This is a genomic window from Mesorhizobium sp. M7A.F.Ca.CA.002.15.2.1, assembly GCF_003998715.1.
Lineage (GTDB): Bacteria > Pseudomonadota > Alphaproteobacteria > Rhizobiales > Rhizobiaceae > Mesorhizobium > Mesorhizobium ciceri.
Genome location: NZ_RZPI01000104.1, coordinates 1 through 11,264 on the forward strand (window position 1 = coordinate 1; position 11,264 = coordinate 11,264).

9 protein-coding genes are annotated in these 11,264 nt (G+C 63.4%); 1 reads left to right on the forward strand and 8 read right to left on the reverse strand.

The window, feature by feature from the left end:
* The coding region (locus ENZ74_RS09015; RefSeq protein WP_127312736.1) for an MFS transporter at positions 1–1,417 on the reverse strand (1,417 nt) is incomplete at its 3' end.
* A gap of 151 nt (positions 1,418–1,568) precedes the next feature.
* Between ENZ74_RS09015 and ENZ74_RS09020 the strand changes: the two genes are divergently transcribed.
* Positions 1,569–2,201: a TMEM175 family protein gene (locus ENZ74_RS09020; RefSeq protein WP_063169065.1), complete on the forward strand. Its 633-nt coding sequence runs from the start codon at positions 1,569–1,571 to the stop codon at positions 2,199–2,201.
* Here ENZ74_RS09020 and ENZ74_RS09025 read toward each other — a convergent pair.
* From ENZ74_RS09025 to ENZ74_RS09055, 7 genes are all read right to left on the reverse strand, one after another.
* Positions 2,175–3,680: a L,D-transpeptidase family protein gene (locus tag ENZ74_RS09025; protein ID WP_013529466.1), complete on the reverse strand. Its 1,506-nt coding sequence runs from the start codon at positions 3,678–3,680 to the stop codon at positions 2,175–2,177. The two genes, ENZ74_RS09020 and ENZ74_RS09025, sit on opposite strands and share 27 nt — an antisense overlap.
* Before the next feature lie 150 nt (positions 3,681–3,830).
* Positions 3,831–4,196, reverse strand: coding sequence for an MmcQ/YjbR family DNA-binding protein (locus ENZ74_RS09030; protein ID WP_013529465.1), 366 nt, complete (start codon positions 4,194–4,196; stop codon positions 3,831–3,833).
* Between the two features lie 59 nt (positions 4,197–4,255).
* A complete protein-coding gene (clpB, locus tag ENZ74_RS09035; RefSeq protein WP_063169066.1) occupies positions 4,256–6,862 on the reverse strand; it encodes an ATP-dependent chaperone ClpB in 2,607 nt (868 codons plus the stop codon).
* A gap of 219 nt (positions 6,863–7,081) precedes the next feature.
* Entirely contained in the window at positions 7,082–8,026 is a 945-nt protein-coding gene (locus tag ENZ74_RS09040; protein WP_024503799.1) for a DUF4167 domain-containing protein, read from the reverse strand.
* 303 nt (positions 8,027–8,329) lie between these two features.
* Positions 8,330–9,202, reverse strand: coding sequence for a peptide chain release factor N(5)-glutamine methyltransferase (prmC, locus tag ENZ74_RS09045; RefSeq protein WP_127312737.1), 873 nt, complete (start codon positions 9,200–9,202; stop codon positions 8,330–8,332).
* A complete protein-coding gene (gene prfA, locus ENZ74_RS09050) occupies positions 9,195–10,274 on the reverse strand; it encodes a peptide chain release factor 1 (RefSeq protein WP_013529461.1) in 1,080 nt (359 codons plus the stop codon). The genes prmC and prfA overlap by 8 nt, the downstream gene beginning before the upstream one ends.
* A gap of 10 nt (positions 10,275–10,284) precedes the next feature.
* A partial coding sequence (locus ENZ74_RS09055) for a putative PEP-binding protein (RefSeq protein WP_348630691.1) occupies positions 10,285–11,264 on the reverse strand: 980 nt, incomplete at its 5' end.

The window sequence follows — 11,264 nt, forward strand, 5'->3', positions numbered from 1 at the left end:
TTGTCGCATCGATGGCCGGGGCAAGCCCGGCTGGCGCCGGTTCACCAAATCCCGGGATGCCGGACGTTGCGCTCGCGTCCAGTGCATTCGCGTAGACCCACGCGGCAAGCGAGCCCATCGCCGCCACCGCGATCAGACCGCCGATGCGTGAGACGGCATTGTTGATGCCGGAGGCCGCCCCCGTGTCCTTGTCCTCCACCGCCGTCATGATCGCGGTCGACAAGGGCGACACGACCAGAGCCATGCCGAGCCCCATCAGCCCCATCAGCGGGAATGTTCCGGTCCAGAAATTGTGGATGCCGGCGTAGGTGAGCAAGGCCAGCCCGGCAAACGCAAAAGCCACGACCAGGCTGCCGCAGGCGATCGGAAAACGCGGTCCGATCCGGTCCGACAGCTTGCCGACAGGTCCCGACAAAAGCGCGATCGATGCCGACAAGGGCAGGAAGATGAAGCCGACCTCGGCCGTGCTCAGGCCCCAGCCGGCGATCAGCAGCATTGGCAGATAGAAAAGGTTGGCCGACAGCGCAAAATAGAGGAAGAACGTCGCCACATTGGCGCCGGCGAAAGCACCGACGCGAAACAGGCTGAGGTCGATCATCGGCTCGCGCTGCCGAAGCTCGAAGACGATGAAGACAGCCAGCAATACGACGCCGGCGGCAATGCTCGGCCCTGCCATGAGGCCCTCGCCGCTGGCGCTCATCGAGGTCAGCCCATAGGCAAGCGCACCGAAAGCCAATGTCGCGAGCGCTGCACCGCCGAGATCCAGGCTGCGTTTCTCCGTCGGCACATCGGCCGGAACCTTGGCCAGCAGAAGCCAGATCGAAATCAAGCCCAGCGGCAGGTTGATGGCGAAGATCGCCCGCCAGATGCCGTCACCGAAGGCCGACAGCACGAAGCCGCCGAACACCGGGCCAAGTGCCGTGGTCAGCGCCGAAGCCGCCGCCCAGATGCCGATAGCACGGCCGCGTTCTTTCTTCGGGTAGGCCTTGGCGATGATGGCGAGGCTGCCAGGCACCATGATTGCCGCACCGATGCCCTGCAACGCGCGAAATGCGATCAGCACAATTGCATTCGGCGCCAGCGCACAGGCAAGCGAAGCGAGGATGAACAGCGCGATGCCGGCCACGAAGGCGCGGCGCAGACCGAATCGGTCACCGGCAGCGCCCCCGGCCAGGATCAGCGCCGAGAGCGTCAACGCATAGGCATTGGAAATCCACTGCGCCTCGGCAAGGCTTGCGCCGAGATTGACGCGGATCGCTGGTGTAGCGATGGCCAGGATGGAGCCGTCTATGAAGCCAAGCGCCGAGGCCAGAATTGCCGCGATCAGCACAAATCGTCGCCGCGACTGCGGACAAAACGTTCCATTCGTGACCGGATTGGTCAGCGGGACGGCGGCGGCTTCACTTGGTGAATGCATGAAACCTTGCTTAAACCCCTGGCGCACCGGCAACAACCAGCCAGTGGCTTGCTGTCGCTGAAACCAGCCGTTTGGCCAGGGTCGCACCCTGTCAGATGCAAATGGCGGCAACCATGCTAGGTTTCCGGAAGGTGCCGATGGGGAAACATCGATGAAGCGGCCACTTGAAGCATCGGCTGAGGGACGCGGCCGTATCGTCGGGATCACCGATGGCGTATTCGCCATCGCGCTCACCCTGATCGTTCTCGAAATCAGGGTGCCGGCGCACGAGGCGATCCATTCCGAACGCGAGCTGCTCGCCGCGATCGCCGCCCTGGCGCCGCGTTTCCTGACCTACGCCTTGAGCTTCCTGACGCTGACCATCTTCTGGTTTGGCCAGCAGGCGCAGCATGGTCTGATCGCCAAATCCGATCGACGGCTTGCCACGCTGAACCTTTGCTTTCTCGCCTTCATCGCCTTGCTGCCCTTCTCGACCGATCTTCTGGCCGACTTCCTCGAGTTCAGAACCGCGGTGCTGGTCTACTGGCTCAATCTGCTGGCGCTCGGCGTCACGCTGTTCGCGAGCTGGCGTTATGCGGAGAAAAGCGGCTTCGTAGCAGAGGATGTCGATGCGGAAACCAAACGCACGGTCTATCTGCGCATCATCAAGGCACAGATCCTGTGGGCGGTCGGCGCCGCACTCTCGCTTGTCAGTCCCTTGCTCGGCGTCGGCTTCATCCTGGTCGTGCAGTTGGTCTATGCCGCCGCGCTTCGCGGTTCACTGCTGCGCAAGGTTATCGGCTGAGGGCCCGCCGACAAACTCCACCGTCACGCCCGGCGAAACCAATTTGGCCAGCTCCCGCGCATCCCAGTTGGTCAGGCGTACGCAGCCATGGCTCTCGGTCTTGCCGATCTTCGACGGATCGGGCGTGCCGTGGATGCCGTAGGTCGGCTTATCCAGGGCGATCCAGACCGAACCGACGGGACCGTTCGGGCCCGGCGGAATGGTCAGGACCTTGTCGTTTTGACCCTGCTTGAAATTGATGCTGGGATTGTAGGTGTAGTTCGGATCGAGCGCCACGCGCGACACCGTGTGTATGCCGGACGGTGACGGCGTATCCGACGAGCCGATGGTTGCGGGATAGGCCGCGACCAGTTTGCCGCCGGCGTCATAGGCGAAAACCTCTTTCTTGTCCTTGTCGGCGACGATACGCGCCACCGGCGTCGAAACCAGCCTGCCGAAATTGGCGACCTTGATGATCGTGCCGGGACGATTGAAATCGACCTCCGGGTTGAGCGCCTTGAGATAATTCTCGTCCATGTGAAAGCGCTCCGCGAGCGCCTCGGTCACCGACGTATAACCCATGCGGTCGAGTTGCGCCTTCTGGCTGTAGTCTTCCGGGATCGACGCGACATAAGGACCGGCCGCGTCCTCCGCTGTGATCGTGTAATTGGCGAAGGCATCGCCGCCGGATTGCGCAAGTGCCGCCTGGATGGCGACCGCGTCGGTCGATCGCAGATTGGCGCCGGTGATCTGGTTGTAGGCGGCGAGCGCCTTGTCGACATTCGAACCGAAACGCCCGTCGATGACGCCAGGCGAAGCGCCACCCCGGTCGAGCAGCACCTGAAGGGCGGCGACATCCTGGCGCGCTCCCAGCGAAAGTGCCGGGGCAACGGTGGTCTTGTCGCCGGCCTTTGGCGGCAGAGCCGCCTGATCGGCGGGTGTCGTCGGCTGGGCAGGGTCTATCGCGGCCTCGTTCAGCGGCTGGCGCTTGATTGTACCCGGCTTAGCCGGCTGCGGCGCGTCGGGATAATTGTCGTCGTAATTGCCATCGTCCTGCGGCGCCGGCGGGTAGGCTTCGGCGGAATTGTCCCCATAGGGATCGTACTCATCTGCCGGCGGCGGGATAACGCGGCCTTCCTCTTCCAACTGCTTGCGCCGGAACCGCGCCATGTCTTCCGGATCGTCGAGATAGTAGCGGTCGTCGCCTTCGGGGGCGCGGCCCAGTTCGCGCAGTCGTGTCTCGCGGCGCAAGGCGCGGCGGTCGAGCCGGGTCTGCGGCGGCTGGATGGCGATGACCTTGCCGGTATCGGCATCGACGATCACGCGGTTGCCCCTGGCGTCGTAGTAGATGTCGAGATTACCGTCCTGGGCGACAAGGATGCCCCCGGTATCGGCAGCGCGGACAACCCTTGGCGCATTGTCCGTCGTCGGCGCGGCGAACGCCCCGGAAGACACAAGCCCGGCGGCTAGCGCCGAGAGGGCAAAGATCGTGCGGAACATGGTGGCCAAATTCTCCGGTCCGTAAATTTGCCGCCGCCGGCATTGTCTTCTGGCGAACCCCTTCGCCAGCAAACCAGTTACACCATCCTATGGTTCCAACATGAACCGGGCATGAAGATGGCGGTTTTCCGGCGCCTCAAGGAATATAGGCTAGCTTTCGGCAAGTCCCAATTCCTTGCGCGCCTGCCTGGTAAGCTTCAGGGCGACAAGGCGATGGCTCTCGCGCAGATAGTCCTTCAGCGCGGCATCATCCATGCTCTGGCTTGTCCGACGCTGGATCCATGTCATGCCGCGCGAGGCAAGATAGGGTGCGGGCCGTAGCCCCGGCTGTTCCTTGAGCACATCATAGGCGATATCGGAACATTTGAAGGTGACGAAGAGCTGCTGGCCATCGTCCCAGCCGCCGATCGCGAAGACCTTGGCCCCCACCTTCCAAACATGGGCGCCACCCCACTGGACGACATGGGTCGTCGAAGGCAGCGAGTCGCAGAAGCTGTTGTAGTCGTCCAGTGTCATCCCCACCCCACGTTTTATATGAAAACGCCGCGCGTCCAGGAAGGACGCGCGGCGCAGGATCAGGCTGCCGCTTCCGCCGCGACGATCGTCGGTTTGGAGCGGAAATTCAGCCGGTCGGAACCGGCTGTCACCTTGACGGTCGAGCCGTCGAGGATGTCGCCGAGCAGGATCTTCTCCGCCAGTGGGTCCTGCAATTCCTTCTGCATCACCCGCTTCAGCGGCCGCGCGCCATAGGCCGGGTCGTAGCCCTTGGCCGCCAGCCAATCCACCGCCTCCTGGTCCAGCGATAGCGTGATCTTGCGGTCGACAAGCAGGCTCTCGAGCCGCTTGAGCTGGATCTCGACGATGCGGCCCATATCCTGCCGGCGCAGCCGGTGGAACAGGATCACCTCGTCGACGCGGTTGAGGAACTCCGGCCGGAACGATGCCCTGACGACGTTCATCACCTCGTCGCGCACCAGATCGACATCCTGGTCCTCGGTGAGGTTGACGAGATATTCGGCGCCGAGGTTCGACGTCATGATGATCAGCGTGTTGCGGAAGTCGACCGTGCGGCCCTGGCCGTCGGTCAGGCGGCCGTCGTCGAGCACCTGCAAAAGCACGTTGAACACATCCGGATGCGCCTTCTCGATCTCGTCGAACAGCACGACCTGATAGGGCCGGCGCCGCACCGCTTCGGTCAGCGCGCCGCCTTCCTCATAGCCGACATAGCCGGGAGGCGCGCCGATCAGCCGGGCGACCGAGTGCTTTTCCATGAACTCCGACATATCGATGCGCACCATGGCGCTCTCGTCGTCGAACAGAAAGCTCGCCAGCGCCTTGGTCAGCTCGGTCTTGCCGACACCCGTCGGTCCGAGGAACATGAACGAGCCGATCGGCCGGTTCGGATCCTGCAGGCCCGCGCGGGCGCGCCGCACCGCTTTCGACACAGCTTGCACCGCCTCGCCCTGGCCAACGACGCGCTTGCCGATCTCGTCTTCCATGCGCAGCAGCTTGTCGCGCTCGCCCTGCAGCATCTTGTCGACCGGAATGCCGGTCCAGCGCGAGACGATATGGGCGACGTGGTCGGGGGTAACCACCTCTTCGACCATGCCGGCTTTGCCGTCCTGGGCCTCGGCCTCCTTCAGCTTCTTTTCCAATTCCGGAATCTTGCCATAGGCAAGCTCGCCGGCGCGCTGGAATTCACCCTTGCGCTGAGCAATGGCAAGGTCGTTGCGCGCCTCGTCGAGCTGCTTCTTCAGGTCGGCGGCGAGCCCGAGCTTCTGCTTCTCGGCCTGCCACTTGGCGGTGATCTCGGTCGATTCCTCCTCAAGGCCGACGAGTTCCTTTTCCAGGCGGGCGAGCCGGTCCTTCGAAGCATCGTCCGTCTCGACCTTCAGCGCCTCGCGCTCGATCTTGAGCTGCATGATGCGGCGATCGATCTCGTCCAGCGCCTCGGGCTTGGAATCGACCTGCATGCGCAGCCGCGATGCGGCTTCGTCGACCAGGTCGATCGCCTTGTCCGGCAGGAAGCGATCGGCGATGTAGCGGTTGGACAGCGTCGCCGCCGCCACCAGCGCTGAATCCGAAATGCGCACCTTGTGGTGCTGCTCGTATTTCTCCTTCAGGCCGCGCAGGATCGAAACGGTGTCTTCCACCGTCGGCTCGTCGACGAAAACCGGCTGGAAGCGCCGGGCAAGGGCTGCATCCTTCTCGACATGCTTGCGATACTCGTCGAGCGTGGTGGCGCCGACGCAGTGCAGCTCGCCGCGCGCCAGCGCCGGCTTCAACAGGTTGGACGCATCCATGGCGCCATCCGCCTTGCCGGCGCCGACCAGCGTGTGCATCTCGTCGATGAACAGGATGATGTTGCCGCTGGCCGAGGTGACTTCGGAGAGCACGGCCTTCAGCCGCTCCTCGAACTCGCCGCGATATTTGGCGCCGGCAATCAGCGCGCCCATGTCGAGCGCCATCAGCTGCTTGTCCTTCAGCGATTCCGGTACGTCGCCATTGACGATGCGCAGTGCCAGGCCTTCGGCGATCGCCGTCTTGCCGACGCCGGGTTCGCCGATCAGCACCGGATTGTTCTTGGTGCGGCGCGACAGCACCTGGATGGTGCGGCGGATCTCGTCGTCACGGCCGATCACGGGGTCCAGCTTGCCGGCACGGGCATCCGCAGTCAGGTCGCGCGCGTATTTCTTCAGCGCGTCGTAGCCCTGTTCGGCACTCGCCGAATCGGCGGTGCGGCCCTTGCGGACATCGTTGATGACCTGGTTGAGCGCCTGCGCGGTGACGCCGGCCTTGGCCAATATGTCGGCGGTCTTGGCCGACTTTTCCATGGCGAGCGCCTGCAAGAGCCGCTCGACCGTGACAAAACTGTCGCCGGCTTTCTTGGCCAGTTCCTCGGCGGTCGAAAACACTTTCGCCAGCGGCTGGGCCAGATAGAGCTGGCCATTGCCGCCCTCGACCTTGGGCATCGCTTCGAGCGCCGTCTCGACGCCAAGCTTGACGTCGCGGATGTTGCCGCCGGCGCGTTCGATCAGCGACGCGGCCAAGCCCTCGTCGTCGTCGACGAGCACTTTCAGGATATGTTCAGGGGTGAATTGCTGGTGGTTGCGGGAAAGCGCCATGGTCTGCGCGGACTGGATAAAGCCGCGCACGCGCTCTGAGTATTTCTCAAGGTTCATATCTGTCTCCTTCCATCACCGGCCCGCTTTGCGGCACCGGATCCGATTGCGGTGACGGACCCGCTCATTCGAGCCGGGTCCAGTTGAGGCTGATATGGTGCACAGGCGCTGAACCCTCAAGACGTCCCGATATCGGCAACCACATAATATTGCACGGCCGCCCAAACGAAAACGGCGGAGATTTCTCTCCGCCGCTCAATGCCTTGAAATGCCGTTGGGTCAGTTATCGATATCGACATTGACCGGTTGGGCGTTGCCGCTGTCGGCCGGGGCCGCAGCCACCTCGCCGGCGTCGGTCCCGGAACTGGCATTGTCACTACCGCCATCAACCTGATCGGCGTTGACGCGCGGGCGGCGCGGACGACGCGGACGACGGGCAGCACCGCTTTCGGCGGCCGCCTCGTTGAGTTCGGCCTGGGCGGCAAGACCTGCCGGGGAAAGGTTCTCGAACGACGGAGCCGGTTCGGCCGGCGCCACAGATTCGGTCGGCGAAACGGCTTCGCCCTGGACCGGGATCTCGTTGCCCTGGGGCTGACCACCTTGCTCGGCGGACGATGAAAAGTCGCGCTGGCCGTTCTGGCCATAGCCGCCATTGGGGCGGCGATCACGATGGCGCCCGCCATTGTTGTCGCGGCCGCCATTGTTGCGCCCGCCATTGTTATCGCGGGCCTCGCGGCCACCTTCCCGGTTCAGCGCGACCTCGGCCGGCGTACCTTCGATAACCGGCTGCGGGCCGGCGCCATGGTTGACCACCGGGATCTGGACGTCGGAAGCAGCGTTGCTGTTGTTGCCGCTATTGTCGAAATCGTCGCGGTCCTCATCGCCATCATCGTCGAAATCATCGCGATTCTGCTGCGTGTTCTGGATCGGCATCTGCGCCTGTGCGGCCGCGATGATGCGATTGTAATGCTCGGCGTGCTGGAGATAGTTCTCCGCCATGACCCGGTCGCCGGAGCTGTGTGAATCACGGGCAAGGGTGGCGTATTTTTCGGCGATCTGCTGAGCCGAACCGCGGATCTTCACGTCCGGGCCATTGCTCTCGTAGTTGCGCGTCAGGGGATTAGGCCCCTTGCGGTTGTTGTTGTTATTGTTGTTATTGTTACCACCGCCGCCGCCATTGTTGTTGCGACCGCGCATGCGCCTGTTCTGCTGTTGTGGCCTCATCAAACTCTCTTCATTTTGAAATTTTCGAAAAACTCTTCACGAACGGAGGCGCTCATGCAGCCAGCCGTTTCGTCTCTTCACCGGCGTTCGCCCGCATCGATTGCGTTGGCGCCACGTGTCATCCTGTTCCGGTTACATCACTTGCCGGACGATTCCCGCACGAAGCTTGGGCATCGTTTGCGCAAGAAGGCAGCTATTTCCAAGGAAAACCGAATCGCTAAGAGCACTGCCTGCTTCGTCTCATCCGGTTAAGGCGACCCTAGCCGCATTCCCCGGCATTGCCAAGCGCTTTTTTGCACTGCGTCAAGGCTTTATCCTTTCAAAGACAATAACCCTGTCGTTTCCACCGAGGTCACGGAAAACACTGCCCGGCACGTAGCCGGCTGCAGTGAATATCTCGCAGACCTCGTTGCGTTGCGTATGGCCGATCTCGACCGCAATTCTGCCTTCAATTTCCAAAAACCTTGCCGCTTCCGCAGCGATGGTTCTGTAGGGGTTCAGACCGTCCGCGCCGCCATCCAGGGCTAGGCGCGGGTCGAAATTGCGGACTTCGTCCTGCAGATTTCCAATGTCTTCGGAAGATATATAGGGAGGGTTTGCGACAATTACATGGTACCGGCCGGAAACTTTTTCGAACCAGTCCGACTGCAGCGCCGTGAACCGGCCCGCAAGACCAAGTTGCCCGGCATTGCGGGCCGCCGTCGCCAGCGCACCCGCGGACAGATCGACGCCGGTGGCATTAGCCGTCGGCACGACGCTGAGCAGCGCCAGCGCAATGGCGCCGGTGCCGGTGCCAAGATCGAGGATGCGACACTCGCCTTCCTGCGTCGCAACCGCCTTGACGAAGGGCAATATCGCCTCGACCAGCGTTTCGGTATCCGGCCGCGGTTCCAGCGTTTCCGGCGACAGCGCCAGGCGCAAACCGTAGAATTCACGATAGCCGAGGATGCGATGCACAGGTTCGCCGCCGGCGCGGCGTCTCAACGCGGCATCGATTTCGGCAACAGCGCCGGCGCCGACCCTGCGTTCGGGGTCCGCAATGGCTTGCGTGCGCGTCGTGCCCGTAAAATGCTCGACGATCAGCCTCGCATCGAGCGCCGGGTCGTCGACGGTGCTGCCGAGCCGAGCCCGCGCTTCCCGCAGCAGCGGCCCGAGCGCGTTGGGCAGGTCAGTCATCGATGCCGATGTCGGCGAGCAGCTTGGACTGATGATCGGCGATCAGCGCGTTGATGATCTCGTCGAGTTCGCCCATCATCACCCGGTCGAGCTTGTAGAGCGTCAAATTGATGCGATGGTCGGTGACGCGCCCTTGCGGGAAATTATAGGTGCGGATGCGTTCCGAGCGGTCACCGGAGCCGACCTGTGACTTGCGCGATTCGGAGCGCTCCTCGTCAGCCTTGCCGCGTTCGAGATCATAGAGGCGGGCGCGCAGGATCTGCATCGCCTTGGCGCGGTTCTGGTGCTGCGATTTCTCAGCCTGCACGACCATGATGCCGGTCGGCAGATGGGTGATGCGGACGGCCGAATCGGTGGTGTTGACGTGCTGGCCGCCCGAACCCGAGGCGCGCATCGTGTCGATGCGGATGTCTTCGGCCCTGATGTCGATGTCGACCTCTTCGGCCTCGGGCAGCACCGCGACGGTTGCCGCCGACGTGTGGATGCGCCCGCTGGCCTCGGTCGCCGGCACGCGCTGCACGCGATGCACGCCGGATTCGAATTTCAGATGCGCAAAGACGCCCTTGCCCGACACCGTGGCGATGATTTCCTTGTAGCCGCCGGCATCGCCATCGCTGGCCGAGGCGGTCTCGAAACGCCAGCCGCGTTCGGCGGCGTAGCGTTCGTACATGCGAAACAGGTCGCCGGCGAAAAGCGCGGCCTCATCGCCGCCGGTGCCGGCGCGGATTTCGAGAATGGCGTTCTTGTCGTCGGCGGCATCCCTGGGCAACAGCAGGATCTGAATGTCCTTCTGCAGCGCCTCGATGCGGTCCTCGACCCCTGGCAGCTCGGCCTCGGCCAGCGCCCGCATCTCGGCGTCGGTGCCCCTGTCGGCAAGCATGGCTTCGAGGTCGGCCTGTTCATGCTCGGCCGCGCGCAGCGCCCTGACCTTGGCCACCATGTCCTGGATTTCGGCATATTCGGACGCCATGCGCACATAGGCGTCCGGCGCCGGGCCGGCCGACATCTGCGCTTCGAGCATCTCGAAACGCTTGACGACTTGATCCATACGATCGCGGGGCAAATTGACCATGATGAGGCTGCTATAACGGGATCGAACGGTCGTCGGCAAAGGCCTGCAGCAGCGCCCGCATCGGCAGGCCCTGTGCCGGAGCCATCAGATTGTCGTCGAAAAACGCCTTCAATTCGTCCAGCGGCAGTTCCGTCAGCATCGCCTTGACCGGCCCGATCGAGGCCGGCGACATCGAGATCGAGCGGAAACCGAGTCCGATCAACGCCATCGCCGAGATCGGCTTGCCGGCGAGTTCGCCGCATAGCGTCACCGGCGTGTGATTGCGGACGCCGGCATCGGCGATCTGCTTGAGGACGCGCAAGAAGGGTGCCGACAGCGTGTCGAAGCGGTTGGCCAGTTGCGTGTTGCCGCGGTCGACGGCCATGACGAACTGGAACAAATCGTTCGAACCGACCGAGACGAAATCGACCGCTTTCATCAATTCATCGAGCTGGAACAGCAGCGACGGCACTTCAAGCATCGCCCCCAGCTTCAGGCTGGTCGGCAAATGATGGGCAAAGCGCGACAAATGCCGCACCTCGCGGTCGATGATCTCGCGTGCCTGGGTGATCTCGCCGAGTTCGGTCACCATCGGCAGCATCAGCTTCAGCTCACGCCCGCCGCTGGCCTTGAGCAAAGCGCGTATCTGGGTGCGCAGCAGGCCCGGCCGGTCGAGCGTCAGGCGGATCGCCCGCCAGCCAAGCGCCGGGTTCTCTTCCTGGATCGCGCCCTTGAAATAGGGCAGCACCTTGTCGCCGCCAATGTCGATGGTGCGGAAGGTGACGGGCTTGCCGCGCGCCGCTTCGAGCACGTCGCGGTAGAGCTTTTCCTGGGCCTCGGCCCGGGGAAAGGTGGAAGCGACCATGAATTGCAATTCGGTGCGGAACAGACCGATGCCGGCCGCACCCGCTTCGGCAAGCTGCGGCAGGTCGACGGCGAGACCGGCATTCATCAGCAAATCGACCTGGACACCATCCCTGGTCGTCGACGGCTTCTTGCGCAGTTCGCGGT